The organism is Hungatella sp. L36, assembly GCF_014288035.1.
The window spans coordinates 218918-235956 of record NZ_JACOPC010000010.1 but is presented as its reverse complement, the minus strand read 5'-3'; the positions used below and the strand labels follow the sequence as shown (position 1 = coordinate 235956).

Here is a 17039-nt window from a genome sequence, read left to right as displayed (position 1 = left end):
TCGGGTATGCGCACTCCGCGCTGAGGAAGCCTGGCCGCTGAAGCGACTGTGCTTCGGCGTGCGAGCCGGCCTGCCGGATTCGGGCATACCCGTTAAACAGTATGGAAAAGAAAGGAAACGAAAGACATGCAGTCATCAGAACCAATTATTCAGCTGGTGGGGCTGGGCAAGGAGTTTAGGACGTCGGGCGGCCCGATCAAGGCGCTGGACGATATCAACCTAACGATCTGCCAGGGAGAAGTTTTTGGAATTATCGGTCTTTCCGGTGCGGGAAAGAGTACGCTGGTACGATGCATCAATTATCTGGAGGTACCGACTTCCGGAGAGGTCCTGTTTGAGAACAGGAGCCTGGCGTCCATGTCCAGACGGGATCAGAGAAAGGCGAGACAGTCCATGGGCATGATCTTCCAGCAGTTTAACCTGCTGGCACAGAGAAATGTCATTCAGAATGTCTGCTTCCCGCTGGAGATCGCAGGCGCACCGAAGAAAGAAGCGAGAGAGCGGGCCATGGAGCTGTTAGGGCTTGTAGGGCTTGCGGACCGCAAGGACGCGTATCCGTCTCAGCTTTCGGGGGGACAGAAGCAGAGGGTGGCGATCGCCAGGGCACTGGCCACCAATCCGAAGATCCTCTTATGTGATGAGGCCACCAGCGCGCTGGACCCCAACACCACGAAGTCGATCCTGGCCCTGTTAAAAGAGATCAACAAAACCATGGGCGTTACGGTAGTCGTGATCACCCATGAGATGACCGTCATCGAAGCGATCTGCGACCGCGTGGCCATCATTGACCAGAGCCACATCGCAGAAGTGGGAAGCGTATCAGAGATATTCTCCGAGCCGAAGTCGAAGATCGGGCGGCAGCTGATCTTAGGAGACGCGGCCGAGCAGGCGGCGAGATTTGGAAAGTCCAGACGGGTGAGAATCTCCTTCGACGGACGTTCCTCCTTCGAACCGGTGTTATCCAATATGATCCTGGCCTGCAAGGTGCCGGTGAATATTATCCACGCGGAGACGCGCGACATAAACGGAACGGCCATGGGACAGATGGTGATCCAGCTTCCCGAGGATGAGGTCGATGCTAACCGGGTGGCCAATTACTTAAAAACAGCCAAAGTACCATTTGAGGAGGTGACGGATTATGACATTTGATGCCGCTACATTCGATATGCTAAAAACAGGAATTTGGGAGACACTGTTCATGACCTTCACATCTTCCTTCTTTGCCTATTTAATCGGGATTCCGCTGGGAATTATCCTGATTGTGACGGATAAGGACGGAATCCGGCCGGTTCCATGGCTTCAGAAGATTCTCGGCCTGGCCATCAACCTGCTTCGTTCGGTGCCGTTTATCATCCTTCTGATCATGGTGATTCCGCTTACGAAAAAGATCGTCGGAACGACGCTGGGCGCCAAGGCGGTGATCCCGCCGCTGGTAATCGCGGCCGCGCCCTATGTGGCGAGAGTCGTGGAGTCGTCCTTCAAGGAAGTGGATGCGGGAGTCATCGAGGCAGCCAAGTCCATGGGAGCCTCCACCATGCAGATAGTATGGAAGGTGCTCCTTCCGGAAGCGAAGCCTTCCCTGCTTGTGGGAGCCGCGCTGTCGGTGACCACCATCCTGTCCTATTCGGCCATGTCCGGCTTTGTCGGAGGCGGCGGTCTGGGCGATATTGCCATCAAATACGGCTATTACCGCTATCAGACAGAGATGATGTTCGTAACCGTGGCGATTCTCGTTATCATTGTCCAGATCATACAGGAGGCGGGCATGAAGCTGTCCCGCGTCAGCGATAAGCGAATCCGCTAGATCATAGATCATAAAGGAGTAATGGCCGTAAGGCGTTACCATAAAAACGATCACTCGCACGCTTTGCGCACGAGTCACCGTAACAATCAAGAGGCGCAGGAAACTGCACAACAAAAAGGAGGAAACAATTATGAAAAAATCACTTTACGTACTGGCTGCCGCGCTGCTTGCAGCGGGAGCACTGACCGCCTGCGGCGGAAACAGCAAGGAGACGAATGCCGAGACGACAACAGCGGCTGTTACAGAGTCCAAGGAGACCGAAAGCGCTGCACCGGCCGATGAGACAACGGCAGCAGCCGGAGAATTAAAGAAGCTGGTGGTGGGAGCTTCCCCGGCACCTCACGCAGAGATCTTAAAGGCAGCCAAGGACATTTTAAAGGAAAAGGGTTACGATCTGGTAATCAAGGAGTACACCGATTACGTACAGCCGAATCTGGCACTGGAATCCGGTGATCTGGATGCCAACTACTTCCAGCACTTCCCATACTTAGAGCAGTTCAACCAGGAAAACGGCACGGATCTCGTATCCGCAGGTGCAATCCACTACGAACCATTCGGAATCTATGCAGGAAAGACCGCTTCCCTGGCAGATTTAGCGGACGGAGCGCAGGTGGCGGTACCGAACGACGTATCCAATGAGGCGAGAGCACTTCTTCTCCTGTCCGACAACGGCCTGATCGAGTTAAAGGAAGGCGTTGGTCTGGAAGCAACAAAGAATGACATTGTAAAGAATGACAAGAACTTAAAGATCATGGAAATCGAGGCAGCACAGCTTCCGCGCTCCCTGGGTGATGTGGACATCGCCGTTATCAACGGCAACTACGCCATCGAGGCAGGCTTAAAGGTGACGGATGCTCTGGTTACCGAGGATTCCCAGTCGATCGCAGCCACCACATACGGCAACGTCGTAGCAGTTCGCGCAGGCGAGGAGAAATCCGACGCGACTCTGGCTCTGATTGATGCGCTGACAAGCGATACCGTAAAGAAGTATATTGAAGACACGTATCAGGGTGCAGTAGTTCCGTTATTCTAAGATATGTAAATGGGAACAGTACCGCCGGATTATTGGCGGGCTGTTCTTTTTTTGCGAAATGCGGCGGAGCAGGGGGCTGGCGGGCGGCAATCTTTGCTCAGACGTCATTGAAAATCCATATTCTCTGTGGTAAAGTATAACCATATTAAAATAGAAGAGTATGCAGCCCTGCACGGCTGCCGGAGAACCATATGAGGGGATGGAACGAGATACGAAGCCGGATCAGTGACAGCATCCGGGAGATGAAGCATGCGGCGCCGAAAGGTTCCGGAAGAAGACTCAGCTATATGAAGCGTTATTTCCTGAAGATGCTTCTGCTGATCATCATACTGGTGGGCGTTCTGGTGTTCATGATGACCAGGTTCTCCAAGAGCGTGGTGGGGGATGAGATCATCAGCCTGCACCGTTCGATCTTAAACCAGACGATCCGGCAGCCGGCTGAGACCATCCGGAGTCTTAAGGAAAGTCTGGAAAAGATTACGGAAAACACCCGCGTGATCGACTGGATCGTAGGCGGTGAGGGGGACACGGAAGAGATCGACGCGTATATCCGTGATGAGATCTACGGGAATTATAAGAAAGGCAATAAGTTCCGGATCTATATCTACGATCTGGATGAGCTGCGTTATGCCAGTGACTCTCCGGGGTTGCCGGAGGAGGAGGCCAGGGAGGCGCTTAAGCAGGCGGCGCTTCTGGAGCAGAAAAATCCGAAGGACAATCGATATCTGGGCGGGCCGCTGCAGAGCGGGCAGGAGCAGGGGCTTTACCGCCACAGCTTTTACCTGACCCAGCCAATTAAGGACCTCTTAAGCGGCAGTGTACGTGGTTATGCCCTGATGCAGTTCAGCGAGGTGGTTCTGTACGATTCCTATTCGGACATGATTGAAAAAGACAGGGATTACTGCATTGTGGACGCGGAAGGCATCGTGCTGTCCGGCAAGAATAAGAACCATATCGGGCTGCCCTACCAGAAAAATGATATCGTCATCGAGAACCGGGAGGCCCTTGGCTCCGGTTATGGGATATCGAAAGCATTTCCGGATAATGTCTATTTCTATGAGAATATCTCAGGAACGGAGTGGTTCCTGCTGGAGAATGCGGATATCCACCATCTCTTTGCGCCGATCGACCGGATGACGTTTTTCTCCTTTCTGCTGCTGGCAGTGTTCGCCGTCTGTTTTCTGCCGGTGACAGCCGTCTCCCTCCGTGTGATATTAAAGCCAATCGACGCCATAAAGAATAAGATGGACATGGTGGCCCGCGGAGAACTTCAGGCCAGGATCGAGGAGGCGGAAAAGGGAAAAGGGGAGCTTTCCGAGATCGCTGATTCCTTCAATTACATGGTCGGGAAGCTGGAGAGCCAGGTCGATGAGATCGGTGTGATGGAACGGAAAAAACATCTGCTGCAGCTGGATTTTTTACAGACGCAGATCAACCCGCATTTTATCTACAATACGCTCAGCTCCATCCGGTTTTATGTGGAGATGGGAAAAAATGAGGCCGCCGAGAAGATGCTGATCGATTTTTCCAAAATACTGAGAAAGACGCTCTCCAGTTCCGAAAAAATGATCAGCCTGAGAGAGGAGCGGGAGACTCTCCTCTATTATATTGACCTCCAGAAGGCAAGATACCGGGACCGTTTCGAGGTGGAGTTCGACATGCCGGAAAATACGCTTTCCTGTATTGTCCCGGATTTTATACTGCAGCCCATTGTGGAAAATGCAATCTTTTACAGCCTACAGAAGAAGCAGGTCTGCCATATCGTAATCCGGAGCTATCTCGATCCTGACGTACATCTGACAGAAAGCAATTTTCAAACACGCCCCAGGACGCTCTGTATCAGTGTAAAGGACGACGGAATCGGCATGGATGAGGATAAATTAAGCACTGTCCTGGATAAGGGCATGAATATGAACAAGGTTGGCCTGCGCAATGTGAACGAGAGATTAAAGCTGAATTTCGGCGAAGAATACGGGATCCGGATCTTAAGCGAGGAAGGTGTGGGAACCGAGGTGATCTTAAGCATGCCGGTAAATATGAGAGGAAAGAATTTAGATGAAAATACTGATAGCGGACGATGAAACACCCATCAGAGAATGGATACAATTCAGCATTGAACGCGGCAATCATCCGGATTTTGAGATAGTGGGAGTGGCGGAAAACGGAAACGATGCCCTGGAACTGGCGCTGGAACACCATGTGGATACAGTGATCACCGATATCAAAATGCCGGGGATGGATGGCCTGATGCTGATGAAGAAGCTTCTGGAAAAGATGCCGTACGTCTCGTTTATCATTCTTACAAACTATGCGGAATTTTCTTATGCCAGGGAGGCCATTACCTATGGAGCCAAGAAGTATTTTTTAAAGTCAGAGCTTCGCGGACAGGACATTCTGGAAGCGCTCTTAGAGATCGAGAGCGAGCGGGCGGCCCTTCTGGAAGCGAAGGAGGAGGACTGCTACTCAAACGGCTATCTCGATATCTTCACCTGCTGCCACCGCCTGGACGACGATGCCTTTATCCGGTCGTTCTGGCAGAAACACCATTTTATGGAGGAACTGGACTTCGCCGTCGTGGCGTTGAGAAGCCGGAGCAGTGAAGGACAGAAGGAGAAGCTGGACGGGTTTATCAGGGATCAGAAGCTTCATATTCTGCGGCCGGTGCTGAGAAATGAGAGTATTTACCTGATCCTGCAGGCGGAAAGCGGGGAGCTGCTAAAGGAAGCCGTTCAGGCCTTTGTGAGCTACTGGAATGAACGGGAGCCTGGGATCATTGTCTCCAGCCGGAGCCTGCACGGAATCGACCGGGTGATGGAAGGAATCGAAGAGGCGGAGCGGATGCTGCAGTACGATTTCTTCTATAAAAAGGGATTCTTTCCGGCAAAAATAGCGGAAGACGGCGAGCGTCTGGAACGGAATACAATTAAAAAGGAATGCCGGAAGCTCTTAAACCGCGTCATGCACGAGGACAGGGATACGCTGAATCAAAATATAGACCAGTGGTTTTCCTTTTTCGATCATGTTCCGTGCCAGGACGTGGGCTGGGCCAAGGAGGCCTGTATGAGCTTCGTTATGGGGCTGGAGGAGATTTTCCTGGAATACTGTAAAAACAGCCAGGAGGAGCCGGAGATCGACAGAGGATGGACCCTCGATAAATGCCGGGAATTCTGCACTTATATCATAGGGGAGCTTTACTCTGATAACTATTTGAACTATTCCCAGAGTGTCAGGGAGGCGATACAGTACATCCACGACAACTACGGGAACCAGGATCTCTCCTTAAAGGAGGTGGCCCAGGCGGTCTACCGGTCGCCGGAATATTTAAGCCGCCGGTTTAAATCGGAGACGGGAAAGAATTTCTCCGTTTATCTGATGCTTTACCGGCTGAATCAGGCGAAGGAGCTGCTGCTCTACACGGATATGCGGATTTATGAGGTTGCGTACGCGGTGGGATATGCCGCGCCGAGCTATTTTTCAAAGGTGTATCACGACTATATGGGAGTGACGCCGGAAATGACGAGATGTCAACAAAGTGACAGAAAGTCAGAATAGTGATAGATAAAAAAGCTGTGGACTGAAAAGAAGTTAAAATACTTCATGACAAAGTACACAGCTTTTATTTATGTTTTAAATGGAAATTAGTACAATATATACATGAAATACAGATGGAAATCTTGAAAAAAGAAGGAGAAGAGCAATGAAAAAGAGGATCGCAGCAGCAGCTATGGCAGTGATAATGGCGGTATCCATGACAGGATGCGCCGGAAAGACGGCAGACACGAAGGGGAGCCCGGAGGCCGCCGGAGCACAGGGAGGCACGGAAGCAGCCGGGACACAGGCTGGCACCGGTAAGGAGACTGCAAAAATCGGCGTGATCTTCGGTACCGGAGGACTTGGCGATAAGAACTTCAATGACATGGCATATGCCGGAATCATGAAGGCGCAGGAGGACTTAGGGATCGAGTTTGACTATGTGGAGCCCAATGCCATCAGTGATTTCGTTCCTCTGGGAAGGCAGTTCTCAGAGACGGAAGAATACGATCTGCTGATTGCTGTCGGTTCCGACCAGCAGGAGGCGGTAAAAGAGATCGCGGAAGAGTTCCCGGATCAGAGGATCGCACTGGTCGATGGAACGGAAGAGATCACCGGTGTGAGCACGCTTCAGACGGAGTGGTGTGAGCAGACCTTCCTTGCCGGCGTTATCGCGGGCCTGGGGACGAAGAGCAGTATGGACAAGGCGAATGCAGATAACGTCATTGGAGTCATCATCGGTGCGGACCAGCCTAATTTAAGAGAGGGCATCGTTGGGTTCACAGCGGGAGCAAAGTATGTGAATCCGGATGTGGAAGTGCTGGAAGGCGTTGTGGGAGCGTTTAACGATCCTGGAAAAGGCAAAGAGATCGGCCTTTCCATGTATAACAAGGGTGCTGACTTTATCCAGTGTATCGCCGGAGCATCCGGTCTGGGCGTGTTTGGCGCTGCAAAGGAAGCGGGACGCTACGCATTCGGCGTCGGATCGAATCAGAATGCGGAGGACCCGGATTATATCGTGGCCTCTTCGGTCAGAAGCGTGGAAAACATGGTCTATAATGAAGTGAAAAAGGTGATTGACGGAACCTGGGAGCCGGGCCTCCATATGAGCGGCATCAGGGAGGGCGTCGTAGGCTGTGACACGGAAGGCTCCAATGTAGCCATTCCCGAGGAGATTCAGACGGCACTGAAGGATATCAGGGAAAAAATGGTGGCTGGAGAGCTGGTGCCATGTAAGACGGCAGATGAGCTTAACGCCTGGGTGGCTGAAAACCAGTATACGAAGTAGTCGGAATCGATTGGAGGAGACGGCTGATGGTTGTAGTTGAAATGAAAAATATTACGAAACAGTATCCTCTGGTTTTAGCGCTCGATCATGTGGATTTTTCCCTGAAAAAGGGAGAAATCCTCTCTCTTCTCGGAGAGAACGGGGCCGGGAAATCGACGTTGATGAAGATCCTTTACGGAATCTGCAAAGCGGATGAGGGAGAAATCCTGGTGGAGGGGAAAAAGGTAAACTTAAGGACGCCGAAGCAGGCGATTGACCTTGGAATCGGCATGGTGCACCAGCATTTTATGCTGACTCCGGTCTTGAGCGTCACGGAGAATATCGTAGTCGGACAGGAGCCGGTAAATGGAATTCTGTTTGATAAGGCGGCGGCCGAAAAGGAAGTTCAGGAGATGATCGAGCGGTATGGTTTCCACATATCCGCATCTCAGATCGTGAAGGAGCTTTCTGTGGGGGAACAGCAGAAGGTGGAGATATTAAAGGCCATCTACAGGAACGCGAAGATTCTCATCCTGGATGAGCCCACTGCGGTTCTGACTCCGCAGGAGGTCGAGGAGCTGTTTCATATTTTAAGAAGGTTAAAAGCGGCGGGAACCAGCATTATTATTATCACCCATAAGCTGAAGGAGACACTGGAGATTGCTGACAGCATCAGCGTGCTGAGAGATGGCAGGATGATCGAGTCGGGTGTCTCCACCATAGGAGCGACTCCTGACAGTCTGGCCCAGATGATGGTTGGCCGAGAGGTGGAGCTGGGAATTCGGAGGAAAAGTGAGTGCGTCGGGGATACCAGGCTCACGGTGCGGGATATTACGCTGAAGGAAAAGGGAAGAACCGTACTTAATCATGTGGGCTTTGAACTGAAAAGGGGAGAGATTCTGGGTATTGCGGGAATCGAAGGAAACGGGCAGACGGAGCTGATCGAATGTCTGACAGGGATTCGTAATCCTGACGTTCTGGACATGGAAAAGGACGGGGAGAAGATTTCCGGCAAGCCGAAGGATTTTATCCGGAAAAAGATCGGCCATATCCCGGAGGACCGCATGACCAGGGGGCTGATCCTGGAGCTATCGATTCTGGACAACCTGATACTGGGATATCAGGACCAGTTTCAGAACAGGGGAATTCTGGACAGAAAGAAGATCAGAAGCTTTTCCGAGGGGCTCTTAAAGGAGTTCCTGATCAAATCGCCCAATTCCGGGGTGAAATGCAGCGCCCTTTCCGGAGGAAATCAGCAGAAGGTGATTATCGCAAGGGTGTTCAGTGAGAATCCGGATATTATTATCGTCGCACAGCCGACCCGCGGCGTGGATATCGGTGCGATTGAATACATACACGACCGGCTGCTGAAGCTGAGAGACGAGGGGAAGGCCATCCTTTTGATTTCTGCCGACTTAGATGAGGTGAAGAATTTAAGTGACAGGCTGATGGTCATGTACGACGGCGAGATCGTGGCGGAAGGGGAACCGGCGGATTTTGACGATATGCAGCTGGGACTTCTGATGACAGGCGCAGTGGGGAAGGGGGGACAGAGAGCGTGAAGGCAGCAGGATTGCAGTTCGATAAAAAAGAATTTCTGAATAAAAATATGTCTGCGGTGGCTCTGGTTCTGGCCCTGGTTCTGGGCGGAATCGCCATGCTGGTCTGCGGATACAATCCGTTTGAGGCGTACGGGTCCATTTTAAAGGGGGCGTTTATCGGCAGAAAGGCCATCTGCCAGACGCTGGTGCAGGCGACTCCCTTAATCTTTGCAGGACTTGCCTACACGGTTGCAAAGAAAGCAAATCTGATCAACTTAGGAATTGAAGGGCAGCTTTACATGGGCGCCCTTGGTACCAGCCTGATCGCCCTGATGCCGGTCAATCTGCCTGGTGTGATCTGGATCCCGCTGTCACTTCTGGGCGGAATCATCTTCGGCGGACTGTATGCGGGCCTGGTGGGCTTTATGAAGGTAAAGTTTGGCTCCAACGAGGTGATAGCGACCGTTATGTTAAATACCATAGCACAGAATTTTGTGGCATATGTGGTGAACTATCCGTTAAAGGAAGCGGGAAAGAGCATGGCGCAGACGGCCAGATTTTCCGAATCGGTGTGGATTCCGAAGCTGGTGGATAAGACACAGCTTACGGCGGCGATTATCATCGCAGTGGTTCTCTGCGTCCTGATTAAGCTTCTGTTTGAACGGACTGTGGTTGGTTATGAAATCAAGTGTGTCGGGCTGAATCTGAAGGCTTCCGAGACCGCGGGAATCAAGATCGGGAAAATTATGATCATCGCCATGGTGCTCAGCGGCTCCATTGCCGGTCTTCTGGGAGGAACTCATGTGCTGGGCGTGGATCACCGGCTGATTGCGGATTTCTCCTCGGGCTACGGCTTCGACGGAATCGCGGTAGCGGCTCTGGCGGCAGACAGTCCCCTGGGCGTCATCCTTTCCGGAATCATCTTCGGTGCACTGAGAGCCGGCTGTATGGTCTTAAACCGTACGACCGGAATACCGACAGAATTTATCGATGTCATTCAGGCGTTCATTATTCTGCTTGTGGCAGCGCCGCTTCTCGTTAAGGAAATTCTCAGAATCAAAAATGGCAGTAAGGGGGGAAAGAAATGATGAATCAGTTCATGTCAATCGTTACATCTACCCTCAGCATGTCCGTTCCGCTGGTGCTGGCGGCCCTGGGCGGAGTCCTTTCCGTCAGAAGCGGCGTCATGGCGCTGGGACTGGAAAGTATGATGACCATGGGGGCGTTCTGCGGAGTTCTCGGCTCCTATTATACGGGAAATGTCTTTGCGGGTCTCCTGACCGGTATGGCGGGCGGAGCGCTGTTTGGTCTGGCCCACGCCGTTCTCTGTGTACGGTATAAGGTTAATCAGGTAATCAGCGGAATCGGGCTCAACCTCCTGTCGGTAGCGGCAACCACACTGTTGATGCAGCTCTTATGGGACAACAAGGGATCGTCTCCGCAGGTGGCCTCCATTAACGCCGGTGTGTTCGCATCTCCAATCACTTATATCATGCTTTTTGCCGTAATCGCAGAGTATGTGGTTCTGTTTAAAACACGGTTTGGCTTAAGGCTGCGCATGGTGGGGGAAAACCCGAAGGCTGCGGCCAGCGTGGGGCTGGCGGTACATAAGATCAAGTATATCGGAGTCATTGCCTGCGGCGTACTGGCCGGATTGGGGGGCGCATACCTTTCCATCGACCACCTGGATATGTATGTGCGGGATATGTCGGCCGGACGCGGTTATATTGCGGTGGCAATCATGATCCTCGCAAAGTACAACCCGGTCATGGTCCTGTTCTGCGCCCTGATATTCGGTTTTTCCGATGCGGTACAGATCAATTTTCAGGGGTACGGAGTTCCGCCGCAGATTATGGCGATGATTCCTTACGTGGTGACGCTGTTCGTGCTCGCCTTCGGTGTCCGCCATATCACACCGCCTGCCGGTGTCGGAAAGCATGATGATGAATAAATACTATGAGGAAGAAAGAGGATAAAAATATGAAAGCGATAATGGTAATGTTCGATTCCCTGAACCGTCATATGCTGCCTCCCTATGGCTGCGATGACGTGATAGCGCCGAATTTTAAACGGCTGGCAGAAAGAAGCGTGACCTTTGACAACTGCTACGCAGGCAGCCTTCCGTGTATGCCGGCGAGAAGAGAGATCCATACGGGACGCTACAATTTCCTGCACAGAAGCTGGGGACCGCTGGAGCCTTACGACGATTCCATGCCGGGTATTTTAAAGGCAAACGGAATTTATACCCATCTGACTACGGATCACTGGCATTACTGGGAAGAGGGCGGCGGAAACTATGTAAATAAGTACAATTCCTACGAGTTTGTCAGAGGACAGGAGGGGGACCCCTGGAAGGGCAGAGTGGAATGGGAGGTTCCGGAGCACCTGGGCGGAAGAAAGGATTTCTGCGGAAGGCAGGAGTACATCAACCGTTATTACATGCAGGATGAGGCCAATCAGTCGATTGCCCAGAATTTCTCCAACGGGCTTGATTTTATCCGGGATAATCACGGAGCCGACAACTGGTACCTTCAGCTGGAGAATTACGATCCCCATGAACCGTATTTTACACCGGAAAGCTACAAAGAGCCGTATAAAGACGGATACCAGGGCGTGATGTTTGACTGGCCGGGATACCATGAGGTGGTGGAGACACCGGAACAGGTGGAGCACTGTATCAATGAGTACCGGGCGCTTGTGACCATGTGTGATACGTATCTGGGAAAGGTGCTGGATATGATGGACGAGTATGACCTGTGGAAAGACACCATGCTGATTGTCAATACGGATCATGGCTTCATGCTGAGCCAGCATAACTGGTGGGGAAAGATGATGATGCCGTATTATAATGAGCTGGCGCATACGCCGCTTTTCATCTGGGATCCGAGAACCGGAGTCTGCGGGGAACGCCGTCAGGCGCTGGTACAGACTATCGATCTTGCCCCAACCTTATTGGAGTATTTCGGGCTTCCAATTCCGGCGGATATGGAGGGACGTCCGCTCCGTGAGACGATTGAGAGCGATAAGAAGATCAGAGATTATGCGCTCTTTGGCCAGCATGGAATTCATGTAAATATCACAGACGGCAGATACGTGTATATGAGATGTCCGATGCCGGATAAGGAACAGGAGCTCTTTAACTATGTGGTGGAACCGACCAGCTATCCGGGAGCAATCACGGTGGAGGAACTGAAAACGGCGGTTCTCCACGAGGGATTTTCCTTTACAAAGGGCTGTCCCATGCTGAGAATAAAGGGCGGCTACGGTATCCGTACGCTGGGATTTCCGCCGAGATCACTGATGGAATACGGAACTTTACTTTATGATACGGAGACAGATCCGGGCCAGGAGCATCCGCTGGAGGACAAGGCGACTGAGGAGCGGATGCTCCGGAACATGGTGCGTATGATGAAGGAAAATGACGCGCCGGACGAGCAGTATGTAAGACTCGGATTGGAGCAGTGGGTCTAAAAGAAGGATTGGGGATACAGATATGTTAAATGAAAGAGAGATCATCGAAAATAGTATTGGGATTATTAGGGGAAAGACAGATTTTGTGCCTGAGATCGGCCTGATTCTTGGAAGCGGCCTGGGTGACTACGCGGAGCAGATTGAGAATCCGGTGGTGATACCGTACGGGGAGATTCCGGATTTTCCGGTCTCCACGGTGGCGGGGCATGCAGGACAGTTTGTGCTGGGAACCTGCAAAGGAAAGAACGTCATTGCGATGCAGGGCAGAGTCCACTATTATGAAGGCTACAGCCAGAGAATGATAACGCTTCCGGTGCGAATTATGAAGCGGCTGGGGGTTCAGTACATGGTGCTGACCAATGCCGCAGGGGGCGTAAACCGGAATTTTGATCCGGGTACGCTGATGATGATTCGGGATCACATCAATTATTCGGGCGGAAATCCGCTGATGGGAGCGAACTGGGAAGACGACGGACCGCGCTTTCCCGATATGACCCGGGTATATGCGGCGGAACTGCGGACTCGTCTGCGGAGCGCTGCTGCGAAGAAGGGCATTAAGCTGGAGGAAGGCGTCTATATGATGTTTTCAGGGCCATGCTATGAAACTCCGGCCGAGGTTCGGCTGGCCGGAATCCTGGGCGCCGACGCGGTCGGAATGTCAACTGTGCCGGAAGCGATCGTCTGCGCGCACTGCGGGATTCCGGTGATTGGAATCTCCTGCATTACCAACTTTGGTGCCGGAATTCTGGAACAGCCGCTGAATCATAAGGAAGTGGTGGAGACCGCAGCGAGAGTGAAGAAGACGTTTGTGGAGCTGCTGGATACGATTCTGGAGGAAGTGATCGGATAGAAAGGAAGAACGGATGGATCAGAAAATTTTAAGCGCGGTGGATCATACCCTGCTGACACAGACAGCAACATGGGCAGAGGTAAAACAGATTTGTGACGATGCAGTGGAGTACCGGACCGCATCCGTCTGTATTCCGCCTTCCTATGTGAAACGGGCAAAGGAGTATGTGGGAGACCGGATGAAGGTCTGCACGGTTATCGGGTTTCCCAACGGATACCAGACAGCGGAAGTGAAGGTGTTTGAGACGGAGGATGCGGTAAGGAACGGAGCGGATGAGATTGATATGGTGATTTCAATCGGTGCGTTAAAGGATGGCGATTATGAGACCGTGAAGTCCGAGATTGAGGCTGTGAAGGCGGCGTGTAAGGGACGGATTTTAAAGGTAATCATAGAAACCTGCCTGCTGACAGAGGATGAAAAGATTACCATGTGCCGGATCGTATCGGAATCCGGAGCCGATTTTATCAAGACCTCCACCGGATTTTCAAAAGCGGGTGCGACCTTCGGGGATATCGCATTGTTTAAAGCCCATGTGGACGCTGGCGTGAAGATTAAGGCAGCAGGAGGAATTGGAAGCGAAGCGGATGCAGAAAAGTTTCTGGCATTGGGCGCAGACCGGCTTGGAACCAGCCGGATCGTGAAGCTGGCCAAGCAGGAGCATGTGGAGAGCGATTCCTATTAAAAGGCATCAGCCTGATAACAGGGACTCATATAGGAGCAGAAAAAAACGAACCAGGCGTTTTAAACGCCTGGTTTTTCGTGTACGGATAGACGAGTGCAAGAAAAACTTAATTTTACAGATACTCGTTCGTGCTGTATAATAGGTAAATATATACAGATTTACAAACAGACAGAATGGGAGGCAGGATATGGAAGAAGACAGGCTGTATGGATATGATGGTCCTGATTCCAGAAGGGAACCGGTGGAGGAAGGGCTGACACCAGCGGAAGGGCTGGCCGGCGCGGGAGAAAGACCGGTGAATACAGAGGAAGGACCGGCGAATATAGAAGAGAGTCGGGCAGCTGCAGAAGAGGGGCAGGCAACTGCAGAAGAGAGTCCGGCAACTGCAGAAGAGGGGCCGGTAAATGCAGAAGAGAGTCCGGCAACTGCAGAAGAGAGTCCGGCAAATGCAGAGAAAGAACTGGCGAATGCAGAAGAACCAGCAGCAGAAGACGCAGCTGACCGTTACGACACGCAGAACAGCGGAACGGGATCGGATTTCCATGAGTTGAATGGATATCCGGATACCGGAAGCAGACAGTATGAGAGCTGGGGCAGAGAAGAATACAGGCAGAACGATAACTGGCAGCAGGACAACCGTGAGAGGGGCGACTGGCAGCAGGACAGCTGGCAGCAGGACAACCGTCAGCAAAACAACTACCAGCAGCCCAACTACCAGCAGCCCAACTACCAGCAGCCCACCCCCCAGAACAGCTATTACCGGGACGAATACCGGCAGGCGGCTAATCCTGCGTATACACAGCCTCAAAAGCAGAGCAGCATGGCGTTGGCTTCCCTGATCATGGGGATCATCGGGATCGTTACATCCTGCTGCTGTTACGGCGGGGTGATTTTTGGCAGCCTGGGAATCCTGTTTGCGCTGTTGTCCAAAATGGGAGATACGATGGAGGGATATGCGAAGGCAGGTCTCATTACCTCGATTATCGCGCTGTTTCTGGCGGCCATGGCAATGATATTTCTATTTGGAATGATGAGTTCATCCCTTCTGTCAGGAGGTGCTTTTTAATGAAGACAACGTCAACGGAACTGAAAAAACGTGCGAAGCTTACGCTGTCAGGCAACTATGGAACAGCCGTGGGCGCCATGCTGATTGTGTATGTCCTACTGATCGTCGTTATTATGATTTTTATCGGTATATCTGCAGTCAGCACACTCTCCTGGATCGGCGAACCCGGCTTCAACCGGGGAGGCTGGATTCGCTCATTGGCAATCGAGATGGTGATTTATTTCATTGCGATCCTTTTGGTTTACCTCATAATGGTCGGAATACGAAGGATGTTCTACCATATGTGTACAGGCCAGCCGTATTCACTGGGAGATATGTTGTTTGCCTTTACTCACAGGCCTCAAAGATTTTTAGGCGTATACTTTATCAACCTGGTATTTGGTATGATCATTGGAATCCCATATTTTGTGGTAAGCGTTTCCGCCCGTATTACGGGTTATATCCCCATACTGGCAGCGCTTCAGTTTCTGATGTATCTGCTTCAGATAGTCGGAATCGTCGTGTATAGCCTGCATTTTAAAATGGCGGTTTACCTTCTGATGGAAGATCCCGAGCGGACGGTGATCAGCTGCTTCCGGGAGAGCGCGGCGCTCATGAAAGGGAACAAGGGCCGCCTGTTTTATCTGGGAATCAGCCTGATCGGGATGTATTTGCTGGGGTTCGGATCGTTTGGAATCGGGTTTTTATGGATTTTACCGTATATAGAGACGACCATGATTCACTTCTATCTCGATATGAGCGATGGACCTCGCCGGGAAGAAGCATATGATTACGAGGAACCGGTTTATGACGGCAGAAGCTGTGACGGCCTTTACGGAAATGTACCGGAGTAATAATTTGTATCACACATAGGAAATGCGCATAGAATACACTAAGGAATATAGAAGGTGCAGGCTATGCGCATTTCAGATCTTAAACAAAAAGAAGTGATTAACATCTGCGACTGCAAACGCCTTGGCTATGTGGGCGACGTGGATTTTGATATGGATACGGGCTGTCTTCTGGCGATTATCGTTCCCGGGCCGGGCTGCTTCTGTGGATTTCTGGTCAGAGAAAAAGAGTACATCATTCCCTTCTGTGACATCTGTCAGGTGGGGAGAGATATTATCCTGGTGAAAGTAGATCTGGAAAAAGCTGAGGAAAAATGCAAGATATAGTGTAATATGTGCTTGCGAATCTACGGATTGTGGGGTATGATATACATAATTAAAAAGTAACGGATCCGGAGCCGCGAAAAAATGTGTATTTTTTTTCGCGGTTTTGGGCCCTGCACAAAAAACAGTGGGATTTCTCATTTCTGAAAAGAAGGAAAGAGAAATCGCCCAACAGGAGGATAGCGACGTGAAATGTCCATTTTGTAATGAAGCAGATACAAAGGTCATTGATTCAAGACCGGCGGATGACAACAGCTCCATCAGACGCCGCAGGCAGTGTGAGAAATGCGGAAAGAGATTTACAACGTATGAAAAACTGGAGACTCTGCCGCTGATGGTTATTAAGAAGGACGAGTCCAGAGAAGTCTATGAACGTTCCAAGCTGGAAAAAGGAATCCTTCATTCCTGCCACAAGCGTCCCGTTTCTTCCCAGCAGATTGATTCCATGGTGGACGAGATCGAGACACAGATATTCAATATGGAAGAGAAGGAAGTCTCCAGCTCCGCGATCGGAGAGCTTGTCATGAAAAAGCTGCAGGAGGTCGATGAGGTCGCATATGTCCGTTTCGCCTCCGTATATCGTGAGTTCAAGGACGTGAATACGTTCATGGAAGAGATCGGAAAATTATTGAAAAAGTAG

General features: G+C 51.4%; 16 protein-coding genes. All 16 read left to right on the top strand.

The window, feature by feature from the left end; genetic code table 11:
- Window positions 1-126 precede the first annotated feature (126 nt).
- The 16 genes from H8S80_RS22155 (at window position 127) to nrdR (ending at window position 17039) form a co-directional block, all read left to right on the top strand.
- A complete protein-coding gene (locus tag H8S80_RS22155; RefSeq protein ID WP_002603579.1) occupies window positions 127-1149 on the top strand; it encodes a methionine ABC transporter ATP-binding protein in 1023 nt (340 codons plus the stop codon).
- On the top strand, window positions 1139-1804 hold the full coding sequence (locus H8S80_RS22150) for a methionine ABC transporter permease (protein ID WP_002603580.1): 666 nt from the start codon (window positions 1139-1141) through the stop codon (window positions 1802-1804). The genes H8S80_RS22155 and H8S80_RS22150 overlap by 11 nt, the downstream gene beginning before the upstream one ends.
- A gap of 130 nt (window positions 1805-1934) precedes the next feature.
- Window positions 1935-2837 carry a MetQ/NlpA family ABC transporter substrate-binding protein gene (locus tag H8S80_RS22145; protein WP_002603581.1) on the top strand — a complete coding sequence of 301 codons (903 nt, stop codon included), beginning with the start codon at window positions 1935-1937 and terminating at the stop codon, window positions 2835-2837.
- Between the two features lie 191 nt (window positions 2838-3028).
- Window positions 3029-4918: a sensor histidine kinase gene (locus H8S80_RS22140; protein WP_117630827.1), complete on the top strand. Its 1890-nt coding sequence runs from the start codon at window positions 3029-3031 to the stop codon at window positions 4916-4918.
- Window positions 4893-6389, top strand: a complete 1497-nt coding sequence (locus H8S80_RS22135) for a response regulator transcription factor (protein ID WP_117630826.1) — start codon at window positions 4893-4895, stop codon at window positions 6387-6389. The genes H8S80_RS22140 and H8S80_RS22135 overlap by 26 nt, the downstream gene beginning before the upstream one ends.
- Window positions 6390-6534: 145 nt before the next feature.
- Window positions 6535-7656, top strand: coding sequence for a BMP family lipoprotein (locus H8S80_RS22130; RefSeq protein WP_117630825.1), 1122 nt, complete (start codon window positions 6535-6537; stop codon window positions 7654-7656).
- Window positions 7657-7682: 26 nt separating this feature from the next.
- Window positions 7683-9197, top strand: a complete 1515-nt coding sequence (locus H8S80_RS22125; protein WP_117630824.1) for an ABC transporter ATP-binding protein — start codon at window positions 7683-7685, stop codon at window positions 9195-9197.
- Window positions 9194-10264: an ABC transporter permease gene (locus tag H8S80_RS22120; RefSeq protein WP_002603586.1), complete on the top strand. Its 1071-nt coding sequence runs from the start codon at window positions 9194-9196 to the stop codon at window positions 10262-10264. The genes H8S80_RS22125 and H8S80_RS22120 overlap by 4 nt, the downstream gene beginning before the upstream one ends.
- Window positions 10261-11127 (top strand): ABC transporter permease, encoded by an 867-nt coding sequence (locus H8S80_RS22115; protein ID WP_002603587.1) that lies wholly within the window; start codon window positions 10261-10263, stop codon window positions 11125-11127. The genes H8S80_RS22120 and H8S80_RS22115 overlap by 4 nt, the downstream gene beginning before the upstream one ends.
- Window positions 11128-11156: 29 nt before the next feature.
- Complete coding sequence (locus H8S80_RS22110; protein WP_117630823.1) at window positions 11157-12647, top strand: sulfatase; 1491 nt, start codon at window positions 11157-11159, stop codon at window positions 12645-12647.
- Window positions 12648-12669: 22 nt separating this feature from the next.
- Entirely contained in the window at window positions 12670-13497 is an 828-nt protein-coding gene (locus H8S80_RS22105) for a purine-nucleoside phosphorylase (RefSeq protein ID WP_002603589.1), read from the top strand.
- 13 nt (window positions 13498-13510) lie between these two features.
- Window positions 13511-14179 carry a deoxyribose-phosphate aldolase gene (deoC, locus tag H8S80_RS22100; RefSeq protein ID WP_117630822.1) on the top strand — a complete coding sequence of 223 codons (669 nt, stop codon included), beginning with the start codon at window positions 13511-13513 and terminating at the stop codon, window positions 14177-14179.
- Between the two features lie 187 nt (window positions 14180-14366).
- Window positions 14367-15245, top strand: a complete 879-nt coding sequence (locus H8S80_RS22095) for a hypothetical protein (protein WP_117630821.1) — start codon at window positions 14367-14369, stop codon at window positions 15243-15245.
- Window positions 15245-16078: a DUF975 family protein gene (locus tag H8S80_RS22090; RefSeq protein ID WP_117630820.1), complete on the top strand. Its 834-nt coding sequence runs from the start codon at window positions 15245-15247 to the stop codon at window positions 16076-16078. The genes H8S80_RS22095 and H8S80_RS22090 overlap by 1 nt, the downstream gene beginning before the upstream one ends.
- A gap of 63 nt (window positions 16079-16141) precedes the next feature.
- Window positions 16142-16402 carry a PRC-barrel domain-containing protein gene (locus tag H8S80_RS22085; RefSeq protein ID WP_002603593.1) on the top strand — a complete coding sequence of 87 codons (261 nt, stop codon included), beginning with the start codon at window positions 16142-16144 and terminating at the stop codon, window positions 16400-16402.
- A gap of 184 nt (window positions 16403-16586) precedes the next feature.
- Window positions 16587-17039: a transcriptional regulator NrdR gene (gene nrdR / locus H8S80_RS22080; RefSeq protein WP_002603594.1), complete on the top strand. Its 453-nt coding sequence runs from the start codon at window positions 16587-16589 to the stop codon at window positions 17037-17039.